Raw genomic sequence first — 20,053 nt, 5'->3', positions numbered from 1 at the left:
TTTCATGCTCCGCGAAAGTTGATTGAACCAGGCGCATTCCAGCCCGTTTCTGCGCCGATACACTCCGGTGGGAGGAATCGAAGCGGTGCGTCGGGGGTCGCATTGCTGGACATGAACAACCAGCTTTGAGGCCTTTTGTCGATGACTACCCCTGTTTTGCCGGATCGCAATTTGCGTATCCCCGAACGCGACACGCGTATCGATGTACTGCGCGCGCTGGCCCTGCTCACGATCTTCATCGACCATGTGCCGGGCACGGCTTTCGAGGCGCTGACCTACAAGAATTTCGGTTTCTCGGACGCGGCCGAGGCATTCGTGCTGATTTCCGGCATCTCGGTCGCGCTCGCCTACGGCACGAAGTTCCGCCCGGGTGGCCGGCTTCTCGCGACCTTGAAGATGTGGCGGCGGGCGGGCGTGCTCTATGTCGCCCATATCGTCACGACGATGGTGGTGATGGCCCTGTTCTGCGCCGTGGCGGTGTTTGCCAAGCGGCCGGAACTGGTGAAGCTGATCAACATCGAGCCGCTGATGAAGAACCCACCGCAAGTGCTGGTCGGCATTGTCACGCTCGGCCACCAGCTCGGCTACAACAACATCCTGCCGGTCTATGCAGCACTGCTATTGATGGCGCCGGCCTTCGTCCTGTTCGTCAGCTACCGGCCCGTCGCGGCCCTTGTCGCATCCGGCACGCTGTGGCTCGTTGCAGGAATCTGGCAGATCGCGCCGCCCAATTACCCCGAGCCCGGTTTCTGGTTCCTCAACCCGCTGTCCTGGCAGTTCCTGTTCAACATCGGCCTTGTCGCCATGCTGCATGTCAGGCGCGGCGGTGTCATTCCGGTCAACCGCTGGCTGGTCGGCGCGGCCGCCGCCTATGTGCTGGCGGCGCTGGTCTGGGTGCACAGCCCGCTCTGGGGGCAGATAACCTGGTTCAACCTGCCGGTGGTGATCGGCGGCTTCGACAAGACCTTCCTGTCGCTGCCGCGGCTGCTGCACATCCTGGCGGTCAGCTACCTCGTCGTCGCTCTGCCGGCGCTCTCCAGCCTGTTCCGCACCAGCCCTGATCATCCGCTGGCGATACTGGGCAAACGATCGCTGCCGGTCTTCATCGCCGGCACGGTGATCGCCATGGTCGCTCAGGTGATGAAGCTGATCAATCCAGGCGGGTTCGTCTATGACAGCCTGCTGATATCGGCCGGCATCGCCATGCAGTTCGCGCTCGCCTTCTATCTCGAATGGCTGTCGACCATCGGCGGCTCGGCCAAGGCCCGCACGGCCCAAAAGGATCCCGCGCCGGTCCGTGCGCCTTTGGGCCTCTCCGCCATGGCAAGAGCCAACCGATAGGCGGTTCGGCGGCGGTTCAAGCGCGGGGCGGACCCGACGAGCCCCGCACGATCAGTTCGACCGGCAGTTGATGCCTGCTGACCGGCCCATCGCTCTCCAGGATCGCCCTGACGGCAAGGCGGCCTATCTCGGCAATCGGCTGGGCGATCGTGGTCAATGGCGGCTTGGACACCGCTGCTTCCGGAACATCGTCGAACCCGACGACGGAAACATCGTCGGGCACATTGAGCCCGCGTGCGCTCAGCCATTCGAGCGCCACCAGGGCCATTCTGTCCGACATGGCAAGGATGGCGGTGGGCGGCGCGTCGGAGGCGAAGATGGTTTCGAGCCCCGCCTTCGTGCTCGCCACGTCGTTGGCGGTCTCGTAGACGGGCACTTTGGATATATCGACGCCAACCCGCGAAAGCTCCCGGAGATAGCCCGTGAGGCGGTTGCGCGTCCCTGCATAGGTAGCGGCCCGGACCTGTTCGGCCGAAACAATGCCCGTTCGGTCGTCGGCGAAGGGCAGCGCCAGGACGGCGAAGCGGCGATGTCCAAGATCGGTGAGATGGCGGGCCGCCATGCCGGCGCCGGCGATGTTGTCGACACCGATCGCGGCGACCGATCCGTCCTCGGAATCGAGGTCGAGCGCGACGAAGGGCAGCTTGCGCTCGCGTGCCAGTTCCACCAGGCGCGAACCGCCCTCGATGCAGAAGACGATGAAGCCGTCGACCAGCGCGCTCTGGATGTTCCAGGCAAGCTGTTCGTTGTTGGCGGCCGAAACCAGTGAGATGCCGGCTCCGGTCGCATCGCAAGCCTGTGAGATGCCCGTCATCATGACGCGCGCAAACGGATCGTCGAAGAAATAGGAGAGGGGCTCGGCGGTGGCAACGCCAATGGCGTTGACCTTGCCGGCCCGTAGCAGCCGGCCCTTTGGGTCGGGCCCGCCATACCCCATGGCCTCGGCGGCTGCGCGAACCCGTTCGCGAACTTCCTCGCGCACGATCTCGGGCCGGCTGAATACATTGGACGCGGTGCCGTGCGAAACCCCGGCGGCCTTGGCGATATCGGCCAGCCGGACGGGTCGTCGATTGCCTGCGGTAAGTGACGCCATTTGCGCGGGTCTCCTGACATGCATTTAGCACGTTCTTGGGCCGCATCTAGCACTTTCGTTGGATCGATTCAAATTTTGCTTGACCGTCGCCAATGAAAGGCCTATCTTTGAATCGATCCAAATTGGCGGATTTAGCCTGTTGATTGACCTCGGAGGGAATGATGCATCCCATCAACTATCTGTTCGAAGACATCTACCGCAACGACTGGAATATCGGGTCGGCGACAAACAGCCAGAAGCGCCGCGACAGAACCAGTCCGTGGATTCGCGACTTGCGCTTCCTCGTAGGGCGCAAGCGGAGCTGATCGGCATTGCCCTTTTTGTGCTTGCGATTGGATCGATTCAATTGGAAGGAGAAAAACATGCACCCCATCCAGCATCTGTTCGAAGACATTTACCGCAACTACTGGGGTATCTCGCCCGCCGCCGAGCGGCCAGAGTCCAGATGTCTGAAGAGGCCGGCCGCGCGCAATCGTGATCTGCTGATCCGACCCGAACGTCGGCGCTGATCCTGCTGGCTTGAATCTCAGGAACGTGGGCGAGCCAGGGCAGAAATTGCTATTGCCAGCCAGCCGACGATGAGCAAGGTGCCGCCGATTGGCGCCGACATCGGAAACAGTCTCGATCCCAGGAAATCGCGGGCGAGAAGATCGCCCGCGAAAAGCACGAGACCGACGAGCAGGGCCAGGCTGGCCATTCGCAGCCAGCGGTTCGCGCCGACAAGGCCAATGGCGAGAAACACCGGCGCATGCATCAGGAGGAACGACGCGGCCGTGCCGGTGAAGGCGCCGCCACGGTGCGCCGCCGCTGCCGACAACGCCACGCCCGCGGCGCCGACGAGGCCGCCGGCAAGCACGAGGAGGCGGCTGCCGTTTGGATCGGCGAGGTTCATGGTCGGCGTGCTCCTTCTTTTTGCAGGTCGGCCAAGCGTCAGGGCTTGCCCGCTTCCAGCGCCATATGCCGCGTCCGCCGCGACTGGACAATCCAGTTGTAGACGGCACCGAGGGCCATCAGCACCGATGTGCCGAGAAACACCGACGGCATGCCGAAATGGCCGCCGACAAAACCGCCGGCCAGCGGTCCCGCGACCTGCCCGACATACTGCGCCGAGATCGCCAGGCCAAGCACGTTGCCGCCAACGCCGTCGGGGATATTGTGCCTGATGACACTGGTGATGCAGGGCAGGAGACCGCCCAACGCTAGGCCCATCAGGAAACGCAGGCCGATAAGCTGCCAGCTGTTGGTGACAAAAGCCTGCGGGATGAGCAGCAGCGCCGAGACGGCCAGCGCTCCCACGACAACGTTCCAGTGTCCGATCCGGTCCGCGAGCTTGCCGAGCCAGGATGCCGACAGGATGGTGCCGAGCGCGGCCGCCGACATCACAACGCCGGCGACGAGCGTCACCCGGCCCTGGTCCTCGATGAGCTGCTGCACATAGACGGTGATGATCGGCTCGATCGACATTGTGGCGAAGGCGAGCAGCATGCCGGTGGTCAGCATGGCCACGACCGGGCGCTTGTCCGGGATCTGAGACCAGCCGCTTTTCGGCTTTGCCGCCGGCGCGGCCTCGGCGGGCCTTGGGCGCGGGCTCTCCTTGATGAGGAACGTCGTCGCCAGGAAGGCGAGGAAGATCACGCCGCCCGACAACAGGAAGGTGGCGCGAATGCCGATTACCGGCGGCAGCACGCCGCCGAGCAGCGGGCCGACCAGCGAGCCCGCCGTGATACCCGCCGACAGGACGCCAAGCGCCCAGCCGGAGCGCTCCTTCGGCGTCTGCATGGCCACCAATATGGTTGAACCCGAGGAATAGCCGCCGGCGAAGCCGATCAGCAGGCGCAGCAGAACCAATTGCCAGACCGTCTCGACCATGCCCGTCAGCGACATGCAGATCGCCATGCCGAAGGAGGCGCGGACCAGCATCACCTTGCGGCCGTAGCGGTCGCCCAGGCGTCCCCACAGCGGCGCGACCATTGCCGCGGCGAAGAAGGTGGCCCCATAGGCGATGCCGGACCACTGCACGATGGCCGCATGACCCTGTGCGCCGAGCTGTTCGACATAGAGCGGCAGGAAGGGCAAGAGCAGGGTCATGGCGATGAGCGTGCTGAACGAGCCCGCGAAACAGACGGCGAGATTGCGCCGCCAGTGAATGTTGTAACCGCTCTGCCGCGTGTCTTCCTGTGTCATGTCCTGCCTGCCTGGCATCAGCGCTTGTTGCGGATACCATTTTGGGATACCAAACTGGTATCCGTCATGAACTTCAAGCCCGCCTCTGTCAATGCGGCTTTGGAAAGGGTGCGCGATGTCGCAGATGCAGAATGTCGAACGGCAGCTTCGCGAGATGATCCTGGCGCTTGAGGTCGGGCCGGGAGAGCGGCTGACCGAACGCTGGATCGAAGGCCGTTTCGGCGCCTCGCGCACGCCGGTCAGGGCGGCACTTCTGCGGCTGGAGACCGAGGGGCTGGTCGGCAGGGACGGGCGCGGCTGGACGGTCTCGCCCATCAACCTGGCCGAGCTCGAGCAGATCGCGGTCTATCGCGAGGCGGTCGAGGTCGCGGCGCTGCGGCTGACGTGCGGGCAAGCCGACAAGAGCGCCATCGATGTCATCGAGGCAATGCTCGATTCCTGCGACGAAACTACCCCGCGCGAGGAATGGCATCGTGTCGGCATGGATTTTCACATCGAGTTGGCGCGGCTCTCCGGCAACGAATTTCTGTTCCGGGCGGTTCGTGACGCCATGACGCGGCTGTCGCGCGCCCGCTGGCTGGAAGTGCGTGACGAAACGGCCCTTGGCCGTGCCTGGCTCGAACATCGCGCCATCCTTGCCGCGACACGCCTTGGCCAGGCCGATGAAGCCACGCGGCTGCTGTCGGCCCACATCGTCGGCAGCCGTGACCGGTTGGTGACGTCGCTTGCCAACGACCGACGTGGCCTTCGCGCCAGGGGATTTGCCGTCGTCGCCGCCTAGTGCGGTCGATGCAGGGCAGCATTCGCCGGAAAACAGGCCGCATCTGACGTGAAGAGCACTTTCGGCCTCGCTTCAAGCAAGCCGATGGCGTAAGAGCGGCAATGGAAAACAATCGGTTTGAAACACCCGTGACCGTCAAGTCCGTCACGGCGGGAAGCACTCAGCTCTTGCGTTCTGCAAGGGAAGCTTCCGATTACCTGCTCAACAGCTGGCCCGGCAAGCGCAGCGCCAAGCATCGTGCGGCGCTGCAGGCCTGCCACGACGCACTCGCCGGCGACAAACCGGCGATGAATGCCCGACGCGCTTTCATCGCCGCGGCGCGGGAGGTGGATGTTTTCATCAGTGACAAGGCGCCAGCCTGACATAGGCTGATACCGACAATTCGGATTGAGGCACGGCCCGCATTCGCGGGCCGCATGCCGTTACTCCTCGGTTTTGGTCTCCGTCTCGGTCTCGGGCTCGGGCTCGGGCTTCGAACGTTCGCGGGCGGCAACCTTGGCGGCCAGCTTTTCAGCCTTCTTGGCCGCTTTCTGGCGGTCACGCTCCTTGCGTTCCTGATCGTAGTTGGGTGCTCGCGCCATATCGGCTCCTTTTATCACTGCCTTGCGGCCCTGAACCTGCCTAGGAGCATTAGCCGTCAAACACAACAGCTGAAGCGACAATGCCTGGGTGCTTGCTGGAAGAGATGCGGGGGCTTGCCAGATGGGCGCCACAATGATGTAGGAAATGCGGGGCGCCAATGAATTGAGAGCTGCCTGTTTGTTTTGATCAAGTGACCGATGGCCACAATTTCGCGGACCGCCGCAAGAGTTTTCTATTATGCGAGAAACGTCGTGCGCGATGTCGCTCCGCAAACGCTGTTTCGCGCAAGGCTGGCCGACCGGCTCGAAAGGGCGAGGCTTTCCGGTGAGGCGGCGCGCCGCAGGCTGAATTACTACAACAAGCTGCAGGATTGTTTCGCGCCAAGCGCCAATGCCAAGCGCATCAGCAAGCTGCCGTTCACGCCGACCATGTACTATTACGACCTGAAGGAATTCGCCCGCTATTTCGATCCGGATTTGTTCATCGACCTCGAATTCGGCGACGTCAGGAACGTGCCTAGGGTGCCCGCTATCGTCAAGGATCGGCCAATCTGCGATGACGACCGGAACGCCGTCATCATGAAGCTCGACAAGTTTCGTCACTTCCAGATGCCGGCTGACGCTATTGCGTTCGCCGATAAGCTGCCGACCGTGGTCTGGCGCGGCGATCTCAACAACCCGATCAGGACAAGATTCCTCAAGGCAGTGCGCGACCTGCCGTTCTGCGATGCCGGCTCGCACAAGCCGAACGCGCCGGCCGAATACGCCAAGCCTTTTCTCAGCATCAGCCAGCACCAGCGCTACCGCTACATCGTCTCGCTCGAAGGCAATGATGTAGCGACCAACCTCAAATGGATCATGAACTCGAAGTCGCTTTGCCTGATGCCACCGCCGACTTATGAGACATGGTTCGCGGAGCGGCAGCTCGAAGCCAATGTGCACTATGTGCCGCTCGAGGCGGATTTCTCGAACCTTGCGGACCATGTGGCCTATTTCGAGCGGAATCCGGCCAAGGCGGAGCGCATCATCGCCGCCGCGAATGCCTATTGCCGGACATTCGACGACGAGCGGACCGAACAGGCGATCTCTCTGCTGGTGCTCTACAAATACTTCGTGCTCTCGGGCCAGATCAAACCTGATGCCGAGGTGTGGCGCTACATAACGGGCTAGTTGCCGGGCACCTCGTCTCGGCCGGCTGCCACGTGTTCGGGCAGCGCTGGATTGCGTGGCCCAATCATGCGATCATGCCGAGGGAACCGTCCCGGCCGTCATTTGTTTAATCGCGTTTATCTCTGATCAAAAGAACGATGGCCACCATAAAACGAACGACCGCAAAGGTCTTTTACTACGCGCGAAACGTGATCCGCGATATCGCACCCCAGGCGATCTTCCGACGACGGTTGGCGGGCCGCCTGGAACAGGCCAGGCTCTCGGATGAGGCCGTGCGCCGACGGCTGAATCACTACAACAAGCTGCAGGACGCTTTTACGCCAAGCGCGGATGCCGTGCGTATCGACCAGCTGCCTTTTGAACCGAGCATGTACTATTACGACTTGAAGGAATTTGCCCGCTATTTCGATCCGTCACTGCTCATCGACCTGAAGTTCGGCGACGTAAAAGGCGTGCCCGAGCTGCCGACGCTCGTCAAGGACCGGCCGATCCGCGCCGACAACGGCAACGCCGTCGTGATGAAGTTCAATAAGTTCCGCCATTTTCACATGCCCACCGACGCCGTCGTCTTCACCGACAAACGCCCGGCTGTGGTCTGGCGCGGCGACCTCAACAATCCGATCCGGACACGGTTCCTGGATGTCGCGCGCGACTTGCCGTTCTGCGACGTCGGTTCGCACAAGCGCAATGCACCGGCTGCGTACAGCAAGCCCTTCCTCAGCATCAGCCAGCACCTGCGCTATCGCTACATCGTCTCGTTGGAGGGCAATGACGTGGCGACCAACCTCAAATGGATCATGAACTCCAACTCGCTCTGTCTGATGCCGCCGCCGACCTACGAGACATGGTTTGGCGAGAGCCAGCTCGAGGCTGGAGTCCACTATGCGCCGCTCGACTCGGACTTCTCCGATCTCCGTGAAAAGGTAGATTATTTCGAACGGCATCCGGCCGCGGCGGAGCGCATCATCGCCACGGCCAATGCCTACTGCCGCAAATTTTCCAATGAACGGGACGAGCAGGCGATCTCCCTGCTCGTCCTCTACAAATATTTCGTGCTCGGCGGCCAGATCGAACCCGATCCCGAACTCTGGCGGTTCATCGAGAGCTAGCCCTCGCTCTCGACCTGACGCTGATCAGATATCGCTGCGGTCGAGAACCAGATCGGCGGGGCCGAAGCGATCCTTCGCTGTCAGTTGCTGGTGCCAGTAGGGGTAGAGCAGGGGCGGCCGGCTTACGGCGTCGAGACGCTGGCGTTCCTCGGTGCCTAGCACCAGGGCGGCGGCCGCGAGATTGTCCTTCAGCTGGACGTCATTGCGGGCGCCGATCACCAGCGAGGAGACGGCAGGGCGGCCGAGCAGCCAGGCGAGCGCCACCTGTGCCGCCGAAACACCACGATCCCTGCCGATCTCGACCAGCACATCGACGATCCGCCACAGCCGGTCCTCGTCGCGGATCGGCGGCTCGGACCAGCCGGCGAGCTGGCGGGCGGTCGGGCTGTCGCGGCGGTATTTACCCGACAGCAGGCCGCCGGCGAGCGGGCTCCAGACCAGCACGCCCAGCCCCTGGTCGACCGAGATCGGCAGCAGTTCGTACTCGGCCTCGCGCGCTTCCAGCGTATAGTGGATCTGCTGGGTGACGAAGCGTTGCTGGTGGCGGCTGTCGCTGATGGAAAGCGCCTTCATCACCTGCCAGCCCGAATAGTTGGAGCAGCCGATGTAGCGCACCTTGCCCTGGCTGACCAAAGTGTCGAGCGCGGCAACGGTTTCCTCGAGCGGGGTGAGGCCGTCCCACTGGTGGACGAAATAGATGTCGATGACATCGGTCTTCAATCGCTTCAGGCTTCTCTCGCATTCACGGATCAGATGATGGCGCGACAGGCCCTCGTCGTTCGGGCCCTTGCCGATCCGCATCCGGGCCTTGGACGCGATCAGCACGTCGTTCTTGCGCTTGCCGCCGAGCGCTTCGCCTATGATCTCTTCCGACAGGCCGTTCGAATAGACATTCGCGGTGTCGATGAGGTTGATGCCGGCGTCGATGCACATGTCGATCATCCGCTTTGCTTCGGCGAGATCGCTGTTGCCGACCGCGGCGAAAGGCCCGGCGCCGCCGAAGGTCATTGTGCCAAGCGTCAGTGTCGAAACCTTCAGGCCGGAACGGCCAAGGGTGCGGTATTCCATGTCAGATCCTCACGATTTTGTTGAAGAGGCGTGCCGCCAAGGGCAGGCCTGGAACGCGACCGGGGATTTGTAGGACAATTCGGTAGGCTTGTCGCCATGCGATGACGCCGATCGATCATGCGTCGCGAAATTTGCACCGGCGGCAAATCGCGCCCGGGCTGCAATAAAACCGTCACCGCCGGCCTATATTGAAGTCGGCTCAGGTGTTTCCATTCCCGGCCGCTGGCAGCAATTTGGGGACGCCCCAGGGAACCGACAGGCTTGCAAGCGGAGCAGTTGATATGACCGAGCTAAGACAGAATTCCCCTGCCAAGGACTGGCTTGAAGCCGAACTCGCCGACACGCTCGACGAAGATTATGAACTCGAATTGTCGGAACCGGCGCTGTCGATGGAGATCGCCAAGATCTACAAGAACTCGCATCCGCCTTCGATCGATCGCATGCAGTATTTTCGCGACTTGATCACCCTTCAGTCCGAATTGATCAAGCTGCAATCCTGGGTCGCCTATCACAAGAAGAAACTGGTGGTGATTTTCGAGGGCCGCGATTCCGCCGGCAAGGGTGGCGTCATCAAGCGTATCACCCAGCGGCTCAATCCGCGTATCTGTCGCGTCGTGGCGCTTCCGGCGCCGACCGAACGCGAGAAGTCGCAATGGTATTTCCAGCGCTATGTCCCGCATTTGCCCGCAGGCGGCGAGATCGTGCTGTTCGACCGCTCCTGGTATAACCGCTCCGGCGTCGAGCGGGTGATGGGCTTCGCCAGCCCCGATCAGGTCGAGGAGTTTTTCCACGACGTGCCGGAGTTCGAGCGCATGCTGGTGCGCTCCGGCGTCACCGTGGTCAAATACTGGTTCTCGATCACCGATGAGGAACAGCAGATGCGCTTCCTGATGCGCATCCACGATCCGATGAAGCAGTGGAAACTGTCGCCGATGGACCTACAGTCGCGGGTGCGCTGGGAGCAGTACACCAAGGCCAAGGAAGAAACCTTCGCCCGCACCAACATTCCCGAAGCGCCCTGGTACATCGTCGAGGGCAACGACAAGAAGCGGGCACGCCTGAACTGCATCGACCATCTGCTCAAGCAGCTGCCATATGAAGAGGTGCCGCACGAGGAGATCACGCTGCCGGAGCGCGTTTTCAACCCGGAATACGAACGCCAGGTCCTGCCGCGCGAGCTTTACGTGCCGGAGAAATATTGAGTGACCCTTCCTTCTCCCCGTCACTATACGGGAGGTGCCGGCAGGCGGATGAGGGGCGGCGCCGAGCTTAAGCCCGCTTGATAACCACGTGCGTGGCCAGCGCTGTCGCCACCTGTTCGGTGCACGCGTAGCCAAGCTTGGGCATGTCGAGGCCAGCAAAAAGGTTCTCGCCCCGGCCAAGCAGCACCGGCGAAATCGCCAGGTGCATCTCGTCGATCAGCCTCTCCTGGAGATATTGGCGGATCGTATCGACGCCGCCGCCGACCCGCACGTCCTTGCCGCCAGCCGCCGATCTCGCCTGCTCGAGCGCCGAATGGATGCCGTCGGTGACGAAATGGAAAATCGTGCCGCCTTCCATGGTGATAGACGCCCGCTTGTGGTGCGTCAGCACGAAAACCGGCACATGGTAGGGCGGGTTGTCGCCCCACCAGCCCTTCCACTTGTCGTCAGGCCATTCTCCGCGGATCGGCCCGAACATGTTGCGACCCAGGATCCAGGCGCCGACATTCTCGAAGCTGCGCGCCGCGAACGCCTCGTTGGTATCGGTGGTGCCGCCATCTTGTCCGAGCACCATCTTGCGGAAGGTGCGGGTGTCGACAAACCACTTGTGCAAGGATCCTCCGCCGATGCCGAGCGGATTTTGCAGATCCTGATCAGGACCGGCGCCATAGCCGTCGAGCGAGAGGGTAAACGCGTTGACACGAAGTTTTGACATGAAGACCTCCTCGATAACCAGTTGTAATTTGCAAGTGGTTTTCTTTTAGCAAACTGATTGCGAACTGCAAGCGGTATTTTCGGATCGAAAGTATGTATCCGGACCTTTGCCGCCAGGCGATGTCGGGACTGTTTTTAGCGATCGGCCCGGACGGCCAGTGACGGCCGCCCAGGCCGCCGCGATATCAGCTCATTCGCCCGTCAGTTCCATGAAGCGGATGTGGTTGCTGAACGGGTCGATGACCTCCACCGTCAGCCGGCCGTCTTCATGCTCCAGGCCGGGATTCATGTAGCGATACTCCTTGCCGGCAAGCTCTTTGTGGAAGTCGCGGATGCCTGTCATATAAACGACCATGTTGCCGCCAGGCGTCGCGTCGCCCGCATGTTCGGACAGGTGCAGTGCAAGGTCGCCACGCGAGACTTGGGTATAGAGAGGGGAACTTTCCCCATAGCGGTGCTCCCAGTCCACGGTGAAGCCGAGGAAGCCTAGGTAGAATTCGTGCGCCTTGGCGACGTCGAAGATGCGAACGATCGGCGCGGTTCGCTCGAAGACGATCTTGTCTTGGCCGGCAGGCGGGGCTTCGATCTTCGCCGACAGAATATTCCAGCTCGCCAGTCCAAACTGGCGCGCGACGATCTCCAGGGCGTCACTGTGGCTGATCGTCAGGTCGCGGGCGGCAAGCGCCTCCCGCATGGCTTTCGCCATGGTCTTGGCATCGCTATAGGCAAGCATGTCCGTTTCCTCGGGTCACGGCGAAGCCTTCGTCAGTGCCCGCATTGCCGACGCCTTCGCCCGACGGTGAAACGGGTCAGGGAGCATCCTCTGGAGGCGTTCGCCATACCTCTTTGTCCGAGGTGCGGGCTGCCGGCCGCCCCCGGCCGTGCGACTATCATAGCTGCAGCTGCCGGTTTTTGTCAGCGGGAATTCGAAGGAACCGCCGACCGATCGAAAGAGTGGTGACACCTACTGAAAGGCATTGCCCGGGAAGTCGGGGCTAGCCCTTCAGCATCACAGCCACTTCGGGCGCGAAATAGGTCAGGATGCCATCGCAGCCGGCACGCTTGAAGGCGAGCAGCGATTCCAGCATCGCCTTCTCGCCATCGATCCAGCCATTTGCACCCGCCGCCTTGATCATCGAATATTCGCCCGACACCTGGTAGGCGAAGGTCGGCATCTGGAATTCGTCCTTCAGCCGGCGGATGATGTCGAGATACGGCAGGCCGGGTTTGACCATCAGCATGTCGGCGCCCTCGGCGATGTCCTGTTCGGCCTCGCGCACCGCCTCGTCCGAATTCGCGTGGTCGATATAGTAGGTCTTCTTGTCGCCCTTGAGCAGGCCGGCGGTGCCGACCGCCTCGCGATAGGGGCCGTAGAAGGCCGAGGCGAATTTGGTGGCGTAGGACATGATCGCCACGTCCTGAAAACCGTTGGCGTCGAGCGCGTCGCGGATGGCGCCGATACGGCCGTCCATCATGTCCGAAGGCGCGATGATGTCGGCACCGGCCGCCGCCTGGATGACGGCAGCCGCCGCGACCTGTTCCACGGTTTCGTCATTGACGATGATGCCGTCGCGCAGGATGCCGTCATGGCCATGGCTGGTGAACGGGTCGAGCGCGGCATCGGTGATGATGCCGATCTCGGGCACCGCGTCCTTTATCGCGCGGGTGGCGCGGTTGATGATGTTTTCCGGGTCGAGGATGTGCGAGCCTGTCTGGTCGCGCAGGCCGAGATCGACATTGGGGAAAGTGGCTAGTGCCGGAATGCCGAGCTTGGCAGCGCGTTCGGCTTCCTTGACGGCAAGGTCGACCGAAAGGCGGAAAACGCCGGGCATGGCGGCGATCGGTTCGCGGACATTTCTGCCCTCGACGACGAAGATCGGCCAGATCAGGTCGTCGACCGAAAGCCGGTTCTCCTGCACGAGCCTGCGCGACCAGTCGGCCTTGCGCATGCGGCGCAGGCGGCGGCTGCCGGTGACGTCGTCGACGCTGCGCGCGCCGGCAGGTTTTGCTGGGGTGAATTTGTTCATGGCCAAAACTCCGGATCGACGGCTTTTACCACGAGCCCCTGGTGCTGACCAATGCGACACGTTTGTGCCAGGGGTCAAAGCTGCCACAGCGCTGTCCCACCACGCCTATTGGGTCAGGGCTGCCCATTACCCGAAAGGATCTGCGCCGCGCCTCCGATGGCGACACGGAACGCCTCGTCGAAGCTGACCCCACGCACCTGCCAACGATAGGTCTTGCCGTGATCGGCCAGCCGCCAATCGGCGATCCAGCCGAATTCCTTGTCGCTCCATACGATGCTGCCGGCGAGCGCTCTGGCGCCACCGGCCTGTTTGGCCAGCCGATCGAGCCTTGCCATGTCGGCCGCGCGCAACGCTTCTTCGCTCAGGTCCCCAAGCTGCGCGGCCTTCGGAAAGACGACATGCATCAGTGTTGGACCGGTGGCATTGACGAAGGATTCGCGCATCGTCTCGCCACGCTTTTCCTCGGCCGTCAGTGCGAAATGCCGAGCGCCCTGTTCGGTCGTGAGAAAGACGGTGAGCGTCGGCCGCTCGCCAAGCCAGGGTTTGCCGCCGAGCGACGCCAGCACCTTGTCGATCACATCAGGCTTGTAGAGGCAGGTGAGGTCATGCGGCCGGTCATGCGTGCCTTGCTCGTCATGGATCGGAATGCCTTCCAGCCGGTCGCGGTACCGGAACGAGTCGACAAAGCTGCCGGCCTTGTCGCGCAGCGCGTCCATTTCGCGTCTGGCAAGCAGCCGCTGATCGCCCGAAACACGGACGAGGACCTTGTCGAGGCAAGTCCTGAAGCCGAGCTGACGGTTTTCTTCACCCTGGCCGGTGACGATGGTCTGCGATTGGTAAAGATCGCCGAGGTCGGTTGCCTTGGCGGGGACATTGGTTGCCCACGACGCAGACAGGCAACCCAGTACAAGGACGAGGCGCAAAAACTGCGGCATATGGCTCACTATCCGGCTCTTAGCCTGTCGTAATGGCTGCCAACGTCTAGCATCGGCCACCGCGTGCCGCCAAGACCGCGGCCGACAGGCTGCTGCCATTGACGCACCCATGCGCCGCCTTTAGCACTTCAGTCCCGCAGGCGCGGGGACAAGGATTCTCTGGCGATGGATTTTGGTGGAGGCGACGAAATTCGCTTCGAAAGGATGGGCAGGGCCGGCGTCGTCACGCTGACGCGGCCGCAGGCACTCAATGCCGTCACCCATCGCATGGTCAAGGCGCTGGACAAGGCCCTGCGTTCCTGGGAGCGCGACGACGGCGTGGACGTCGTCGCCGTCAAGGCCGAGGGCAGGGCGTTTTCGGCTGGAGGCGACATCCTGCACATCTACGAAGCCGGCCGGGCCGGAAAGCCGCCGGTCGAGTTCTTCGCCGACGAGTATCGGCTCAACGCCTATATCGCGCGTTTCAAGAAACCCTATGTCGCCCTCATCGACGGCATCGTCATGGGCGGCGGAGTCGGCATTTCCTTTCACGGCTCGCATCGGGTGATGACCGAAAATGCGCAGTTCGCGATGCCTGAGGTCGGCATCGGCTTTTTCCCCGATGTCGGCGCCAGTCATCTGCTGCCCGATCTCGGTGGTTCCTTCGGCATGTACCTGGCGCTGACAGGCAACCGCATCCGCTATGGCGATGCCCTGTGGTCGGGGCTGGCCACCCACACCATCAAGACCGAAGACCAGGCAAGCTTCCTCGACCGGCTGGCGCTGACGGGCGATCCGGAATCGGTGCTGCGCGGTTTCTTTGTCCCAGCCAAGCGGGAGACGGACAGGCCGATCCTGGAGGCGATCGCCCGTCATTTCGCCCAGCCGTCGCTGCCGGATCTCATCGACAGCCTGGATCGCGCCGGCAAGGACGAGTTCGCAGCCAAAACTCTGGCGACGATCCGCATGCGCTCGCCGACCAGCCTTCGCGTCGCCTGGCGGCAGATCAGCGCCGGGCAGACATTGTCGATGGACGACTGCATGAGGATGGAGTTCCGCATCCTGAACCGCATGCTGGCCGGCCACGATTTCTACGAAGGCATCCGTGCCGCCATCATCGACAAGGGCTCGAAGCCGCAATGGCGGCCGGCAAAGATCGATGCGGTCGCCGAGGCGGACGTCGAGGCCTATTTCGCTCCGCTCGGCGATCGGGAGCTTGGGCTGTGAGCGAGGCGACATCGAGACGCGTCGTCCTGCAGCCCTCGGCGGTCGAGGTGATCTTCGCCTGGTTCCAGCGCGTCATTGCAGGCTACTGCCTGATGTTCGGCGTCCTGTACTGGATCAAGCTGATCGGATTCTATCCGGGCTCGCTGTGGCGCTTCGACCTTATGCCGGTGCATTGGCAGGTGGCGGCGGTGATGCTCGCCGTGTTCTTTCCCTTCGCCGCGGCCGGCTTGTGGATGCTGGCGTCCTGGGGGCCGGTGATCTGGTTCATATGCGCGGTCACCGAGACGGTCATGTATGCCGGCTTTCCCGAGCTTTTCGGCCATCGTCTCCTGATCCTCGTCTCGCATGCCTGCGTGGCGCTGCTCTACATCGTCTTTCGCGTCGTCATCTACCTGCAGAAACGGCCGGCACGGCACTAAGCCATTGTGCGCGTTGGCGACTTGGCGATCGCCTCTATCCGGCCCCGCGGTCATTGCCTAAATCTTTAGGTTAATCATCCTTGCTCGGGTGACCGTTCGTTAAGCCTCTTCCGAAACCTCTTACCGGTAAGCTCTTGTTAGCCCTAGCGTTTAAGTCGAATTTTATGAGTATTCGATAGTGTCGCGATCAAGGTGAAAAACAAAAAATCACCAGGGCGACAAACGAGAGGCAAAGACAATGATCAATTCGCGTCCGGCGGCGAAGACCGCCAACGTTTCCGACGATCGCCGCGAGGCTATCCGTTCCCTGTACATGGAATCGCTGCAGCTGGTCGAGCGTCTGCACCGCCGTCTGCTTGATGTCATCAAGGACGAATTCGACCGCAACGGCCGTTCCGACATCAACGCCATCCAGGCGCTGCTGCTCTTCAACATCGGCAATTCCGAGCTGACCGCCGGCGAGCTGCGTTCGCGTGGCTACTATCTCGGCTCGAACGTCTCCTACAATCTGAAGAAGCTGGTCGATCTCGGCTTCATCAACCACCAGCGCTCGCGCATCGACCGCCGTTCGGTCCGCGTTTCGCTGACGCCGAAGGGCAATGAAGTGGCTGATGTGGTCGCCGGTCTCTATGAGCGTCATGTCGGCTCGATCGAACAGGTCGGCGGTATCAACACCGACGAGTTCAAGCAGATGAACCGCGCCCTGCAGCGCCTCGACCGCTTTTGGAACGACACGATTGCCTATCGGATGTAAGACCACCCAGGAAACCGAGCCGCGCCGCAGAAGCGCGGCCGAAACAGCGACCTCCAGTCAGGGCCGGTGCCGAAAAGCACCGGTCTTTTCTTTCTTGCGTCCGGCCAAAGCAAATTACGGGCCAAGGCCACGTTGCCGCCATATTCCAATGGAACCGAGAGTGGCAGTGATGCTGTGGTGAAGACCATGCGTCCACCCGCAACCGTGTCGCGCCTATGCCTTTGTCGCCGATGTGATACGGACCATGGTTGGCTAATTGTTAAGATTGCCGATTTTAGAGTGCGGGCGAGATCGCGCGATGATCGACGCAGCAAGTGATCGAACGCTACAAGAATGTCTGGAACGTCCATGAGAACCAGCCGCCGTTTTTTCCTTTCCGGAGCCTCCGCGCTCGCAGCCGCCATGGTGGCCGGCCGTGCGAATGCGCAGGATGTGATCGGGGATATCCTGAAATCCTCGGCCCGCGGCAACTGGGATGATCAGTTCGATGCGCGCGCCAGCGAAGGCGGCAAGGTGGCCTCGACGCTGCCAATCTTCAGCCCGCAGACCGTCGCCTTCACCGAGCAGGCGGTCGCGCAGTATCAGAACATCGTCTCGCAGGGCGGCTGGACGGACGTACCCGCGACCAAGAAGCTTCAGCTCGGCGTCGACGATCCGGACGTGGTGCCGCTTCGCAAGCGCCTGATGGTTGCTGGCGACCTGTCGCAGAGTGCCGGCATTTCGACGGCCTTCGATTCCTATGTCGATTCGGCGGTCAAGCGCTTCCAGTTGCGCCATGGCCTGCCGGCTGACGGCTCGATGGGCAAATACACCTACGCCGCGATGAACGTGTCGGCGCAGATCCGGCTTGGCCAGCTGCAGACCAATCTGCAGCGCCTGAAGGAGAAGGCCGGTACGCTGGGCAGCCGCTACGTGCTGGTCGACATTCCGGCCGCGCAGATCGAAGCGGTCGAGAACGACCGCGTCGTGCTTCGCCACACCGCGATCGTCGGCAAGATCGATCGCCAGACGCCGATCGTCAATTCCAAGATCAACGAGATCATCGTCAATCCGTACTGGAACGCACCGGTCTCGATCGTGCGCAAGGACATCATTCCGCTGATGCGGAAGAATCCCGATTATCTCAAGAACAGCCACATCCGCCTGTTCGCGCCCGATGGCAGTGAAGTCGATCCGATGAATGTCGACTGGTCGACGGACGATGCCGAAAAGTACCGTTTCCGCCAGGATCCCGGTTCGGAAAACGCCATGGCCTCGGTCAAGATCAATTTCCCGAGCCCGGACGGAGTCTACATGCATGACACGCCGCAGCAGAGCCTGTTCGGCAAGATGATGCGCTTCGATTCCTCGGGCTGCGTGCGCGTCCAGAACGTGCGCGATCTCGTCACCTGGATCCTGCGCGACACGCCCGGCTGGGATCGCCAGCATTTCGAGGCGGCTATCAAGACTGGTCAGAACACACCGATCCAGGTCACCAACCCGGTGCCGGTGCATTTCCTCTATCTCTCGGCATGGTCGACGGGACCTGGCGTCGTCCAGTTCCGCGACGACGTCTATGCGCTCGATGGCGCCAGCGAGCTGCAGATCACGTCTTCTCTCTAACTGGCTGATACTTTTGAAAAAAAGCCGCTCTCAGAGCGGCTTTTTTGTTGCGGACGCCGTCAGATCGAGCCTTCGACCGGCTGGACGAAGTTCCAGCCATTGGCCATGGTCGGCAAACAGCCGGAATCGTGCCATGGACGTCGCTCTCTTCATTCTCGTCGTGCTCGTCTTCGTGGCACTGTCCGGCGCGCTCGTCCGGCTGGTTCGGGTGCCGCTGCCGGTGCTGCAGATCGCCATCGGCGCGGCCCTTGCCTGGCCGGCCAGAGGCCTGCATGTCGAGATCGATCCCGAACTTTTCCTGCTGGTGTTCATCCCGCCGCTTCTGTTCGGTGACGCCTTCGCGGCGCCCAAACGTGAGCTCATCGGTTTGCGCGGACCGATCCTCGACCTCGCCATCGGGCTCGTCTTCTTCACCATTGTCGGCTTCGGCTATGCTTTGCACTGGCTGGTGCCGAGCATTCCGCTCGTCGTCGCTTTCGCGCTCGCCGCCGTGCTGTCGCCGACCGACGCCGTGGCGGTGTCCTCGATCGTTGACAGGAATGTGGTTCCGTCCCGACTGATGCATATATTGGAGGGCGAGTCGCTGCTCAACGACGCGTCGGGCCTGGTCATGTTCCGCTTTGCGGTGGCTGCGGCATTGACCGGCAGCTTCTCCCTCGCGGGAGCCTCGCTCAGCTTCCTCTATGCCGTCGCCGCCGGCATCCTGGCCGGTGTCGCGGCCCTGTTCATCGCCGCCAAGGCGCTACAACTGCTCAACCGCATCGGCGGCGTGCCGGCCGAGGCGCAGGTTCTCGTCATGATCCTGCTGCCTTTCGTCGCCTATCTCGGCGCCGAACATGTCGGCGCCTCGGGCATCCTGGCGGCGGTGACCGCCGGCCTGCTGACCGGGGTCTCCGGCATGTATCGCCATCTCGGCGTGTCGGCGCGCATGCAGACCCTGTCGCTGTGGGCGACGCTCACTTTCGTCTTCAATGGCGCTCTGTTCATTCTGCTCGGCCTGCAGCTTCCCGACATCATCCGCAAGGTCCCACCGGAATTGTCCAGCCGGCATTGGCTGATCGAGCCGGTGGCGACGGTGCTGATCCTGACGCTCTGCCTGATCGGGCTGCGCTTCCTGTGGATCTGGGTCGGCGACATCGCCCAGGCGATCGCGGCGCGCCTCGGCAAGCGCGAGGCCTCGCCGTTCGGATTTCGCGTCCGGCTCGCCGGCTCGGTGGCCGGCGTGCGCGGCGCCATCACATTGGCTGGCATCCTGTCATTGCCGCTGGCTTTGCAGGACGGCTCGCCCTTTCCGGCACGCGATGTGGTGATCTTCCTCGCCGCCGGCGTCATCATCTGCTCGCTCGTCATTGCCAGCTTTGCCTTGCCCAGGATCGCGCGGGGGCTGGTCGAGCCCGGCGAGGATCCGGCCGCCGCGGAGGAACGCCGGGCGCGCGTCGGCGCCGCCAATGCGGCGATCGCCCGGATCGAGAGCATCGCCAACGAGCCAGGCGAGGGCAAGGCGGTTGCGGCCCGGCTGGCTGTCGCCGACAGCATCGTGGCAGGTTACCGTAGACGCATCGCGGCTTCCGACGAAGCCGCCGAGGCCCGCGCCGAGGCCCGCGAGGCCGGCAGGCTGGAGCTGGAACTCAGGGCGGCGGGCATCGAAGCCGAACGCTCCGCGCTGCGCGACATGTTCCGGAGCCAAGAGATCAATGATCACACGATGCGCGCGCTATTTTCCGAAATCACCTTGACCGAGGCCTTGCTGAAGCAGCGGCGGGACAGGAAATAGCGGTCCGCCCGATCGTTTGCCGCAAACCGGCCAGCAAATTTCGCGCCGCAAACGTGGCGAGGCTAAAACAACTGTGTTAATGGCCCGTCGAAC

Annotated in this window: 22 protein-coding genes; 13 read left to right on the top strand and 9 right to left on the bottom strand. The window is 62.5% G+C overall.

The features are described from left to right. Positions 1-141: 141 nt before the first annotated feature. Positions 142-1,341 carry an OpgC family protein gene (locus EN851_RS08225; protein WP_135863994.1) on the top strand — a complete coding sequence of 400 codons (1,200 nt, stop codon included), beginning with the start codon at positions 142-144 and terminating at the stop codon, positions 1,339-1,341. A gap of 16 nt (positions 1,342-1,357) precedes the next feature. Here EN851_RS08225 and EN851_RS08220 read toward each other — a convergent pair whose 3' ends face one another. Continuing rightward, a complete protein-coding gene (locus EN851_RS08220; RefSeq protein WP_135928954.1) occupies positions 1,358-2,434 on the bottom strand; it encodes a substrate-binding domain-containing protein in 1,077 nt (358 codons plus the stop codon). A 161-nt stretch (positions 2,435-2,595) separates the two neighbouring features. On the opposite strand from EN851_RS08220, the gene EN851_RS36245 reads away from it, so the two are divergent. Then, positions 2,596-2,739, top strand: a complete 144-nt coding sequence (locus EN851_RS36245) for a hypothetical protein (protein ID WP_189343628.1) — start codon at positions 2,596-2,598, stop codon at positions 2,737-2,739. 57 nt (positions 2,740-2,796) lie between these two features. Then, complete coding sequence (locus tag EN851_RS36240) at positions 2,797-2,943, top strand: hypothetical protein (protein ID WP_189343629.1); 147 nt, start codon at positions 2,797-2,799, stop codon at positions 2,941-2,943. Positions 2,944-2,960: 17 nt separating this feature from the next. Here EN851_RS36240 and EN851_RS08215 read toward each other — a convergent pair whose 3' ends face one another. Beyond that, complete coding sequence (locus EN851_RS08215; protein WP_127869645.1) at positions 2,961-3,326, bottom strand: DUF423 domain-containing protein; 366 nt, start codon at positions 3,324-3,326, stop codon at positions 2,961-2,963. 38 nt (positions 3,327-3,364) lie between these two features. Further along, positions 3,365-4,618, bottom strand: a complete 1,254-nt coding sequence (locus EN851_RS08210; RefSeq protein WP_135864001.1) for an MFS transporter — start codon at positions 4,616-4,618, stop codon at positions 3,365-3,367. A 115-nt stretch (positions 4,619-4,733) separates the two neighbouring features. Here EN851_RS08210 and EN851_RS08205 point away from each other — a divergent pair, with 115 nt between their 5' ends. Together EN851_RS08205 and EN851_RS08200 are read left to right on the top strand one after the other, a co-directional pair. Then, a complete protein-coding gene (locus EN851_RS08205) occupies positions 4,734-5,399 on the top strand; it encodes a GntR family transcriptional regulator (protein WP_135880040.1) in 666 nt (221 codons plus the stop codon). A 101-nt stretch (positions 5,400-5,500) separates the two neighbouring features. Continuing rightward, complete coding sequence (locus EN851_RS08200) at positions 5,501-5,761, top strand: DUF982 domain-containing protein (RefSeq protein WP_027146689.1); 261 nt, start codon at positions 5,501-5,503, stop codon at positions 5,759-5,761. A gap of 60 nt (positions 5,762-5,821) precedes the next feature. Here the strand turns inward: EN851_RS08200 and EN851_RS08195 are convergent, their stop codons facing one another. Continuing rightward, complete coding sequence (locus EN851_RS08195; RefSeq protein ID WP_135928953.1) at positions 5,822-5,980, bottom strand: hypothetical protein; 159 nt, start codon at positions 5,978-5,980, stop codon at positions 5,822-5,824. 198 nt (positions 5,981-6,178) lie between these two features. On the opposite strand from EN851_RS08195, the gene EN851_RS08190 reads away from it, so the two are divergent. Further along, the gene (locus EN851_RS08190; RefSeq protein WP_135928952.1) at positions 6,179-7,150 is read left to right on the top strand and encodes a glycosyl transferase family 90; all 972 of its coding nucleotides are present in this window, start codon (positions 6,179-6,181) and stop codon (positions 7,148-7,150) included. A 137-nt stretch (positions 7,151-7,287) separates the two neighbouring features. Further along, positions 7,288-8,259 carry a glycosyl transferase family 90 gene (locus EN851_RS08185; protein WP_135928951.1) on the top strand — a complete coding sequence of 324 codons (972 nt, stop codon included), beginning with the start codon at positions 7,288-7,290 and terminating at the stop codon, positions 8,257-8,259. A gap of 24 nt (positions 8,260-8,283) precedes the next feature. Here the strand turns inward: EN851_RS08185 and EN851_RS08180 are convergent, their stop codons facing one another. Continuing rightward, complete coding sequence (locus EN851_RS08180; protein WP_135864011.1) at positions 8,284-9,327, bottom strand: aldo/keto reductase; 1,044 nt, start codon at positions 9,325-9,327, stop codon at positions 8,284-8,286. 281 nt (positions 9,328-9,608) lie between these two features. Between EN851_RS08180 and ppk2 the strand changes: the two genes are divergently transcribed. Then, positions 9,609-10,529, top strand: coding sequence for a polyphosphate kinase 2 (gene ppk2, locus EN851_RS08175; RefSeq protein ID WP_127280737.1), 921 nt, complete (start codon positions 9,609-9,611; stop codon positions 10,527-10,529). A gap of 67 nt (positions 10,530-10,596) precedes the next feature. Here the strand turns inward: ppk2 and EN851_RS08170 are convergent, their stop codons facing one another. From EN851_RS08170 to EN851_RS08155, 4 genes are all read right to left on the bottom strand, one after another. After that, on the bottom strand, positions 10,597-11,244 hold the full coding sequence (locus EN851_RS08170) for a dihydrofolate reductase family protein (protein ID WP_135928950.1): 648 nt from the start codon (positions 11,242-11,244) through the stop codon (positions 10,597-10,599). Positions 11,245-11,433: 189 nt separating this feature from the next. Next, positions 11,434-11,976, bottom strand: coding sequence for a glyoxalase superfamily protein (locus EN851_RS08165; RefSeq protein WP_135928949.1), 543 nt, complete (start codon positions 11,974-11,976; stop codon positions 11,434-11,436). Positions 11,977-12,238: 262 nt separating this feature from the next. Continuing rightward, a complete protein-coding gene (gene hemB / locus EN851_RS08160) occupies positions 12,239-13,270 on the bottom strand; it encodes a porphobilinogen synthase (protein WP_127280910.1) in 1,032 nt (343 codons plus the stop codon). A 113-nt stretch (positions 13,271-13,383) separates the two neighbouring features. Next, positions 13,384-14,205: a DUF2066 domain-containing protein gene (locus tag EN851_RS08155; protein WP_135928948.1), complete on the bottom strand. Its 822-nt coding sequence runs from the start codon at positions 14,203-14,205 to the stop codon at positions 13,384-13,386. 165 nt (positions 14,206-14,370) lie between these two features. On the opposite strand from EN851_RS08155, the gene EN851_RS08150 reads away from it, so the two are divergent. The 5 genes from EN851_RS08150 (at position 14,371) to EN851_RS08130 (ending at position 19,960) form a co-directional block, all read left to right on the top strand. Next, on the top strand, positions 14,371-15,411 hold the full coding sequence (locus tag EN851_RS08150; RefSeq protein ID WP_135915424.1) for an enoyl-CoA hydratase/isomerase family protein: 1,041 nt from the start codon (positions 14,371-14,373) through the stop codon (positions 15,409-15,411). Beyond that, positions 15,408-15,830 carry a DUF6163 family protein gene (locus EN851_RS08145; RefSeq protein WP_127279281.1) on the top strand — a complete coding sequence of 141 codons (423 nt, stop codon included), beginning with the start codon at positions 15,408-15,410 and terminating at the stop codon, positions 15,828-15,830. The genes EN851_RS08150 and EN851_RS08145 overlap by 4 nt, the downstream gene beginning before the upstream one ends. Before the next feature lie 238 nt (positions 15,831-16,068). After that, complete coding sequence (locus EN851_RS08140) at positions 16,069-16,584, top strand: winged helix DNA-binding protein (RefSeq protein ID WP_013896002.1); 516 nt, start codon at positions 16,069-16,071, stop codon at positions 16,582-16,584. A gap of 348 nt (positions 16,585-16,932) precedes the next feature. Next, positions 16,933-18,186: a L,D-transpeptidase family protein gene (locus EN851_RS08135; RefSeq protein WP_127279282.1), complete on the top strand. Its 1,254-nt coding sequence runs from the start codon at positions 16,933-16,935 to the stop codon at positions 18,184-18,186. A 133-nt stretch (positions 18,187-18,319) separates the two neighbouring features. Further along, the gene (locus tag EN851_RS08130) at positions 18,320-19,960 is read left to right on the top strand and encodes a Na+/H+ antiporter (protein ID WP_135928947.1); all 1,641 of its coding nucleotides are present in this window, start codon (positions 18,320-18,322) and stop codon (positions 19,958-19,960) included. The last annotated feature ends 93 nt before the right edge of the window (positions 19,961-20,053 follow it).

Source organism: Mesorhizobium sp. M8A.F.Ca.ET.208.01.1.1, assembly GCF_004791315.1.
In the GTDB taxonomy this organism is placed as follows: domain Bacteria; phylum Pseudomonadota; class Alphaproteobacteria; order Rhizobiales; family Rhizobiaceae; genus Mesorhizobium.
The sequence above is the reverse complement of the archived record's forward strand: the minus strand, read 5'-3'. Positions and strand labels throughout refer to the sequence as shown.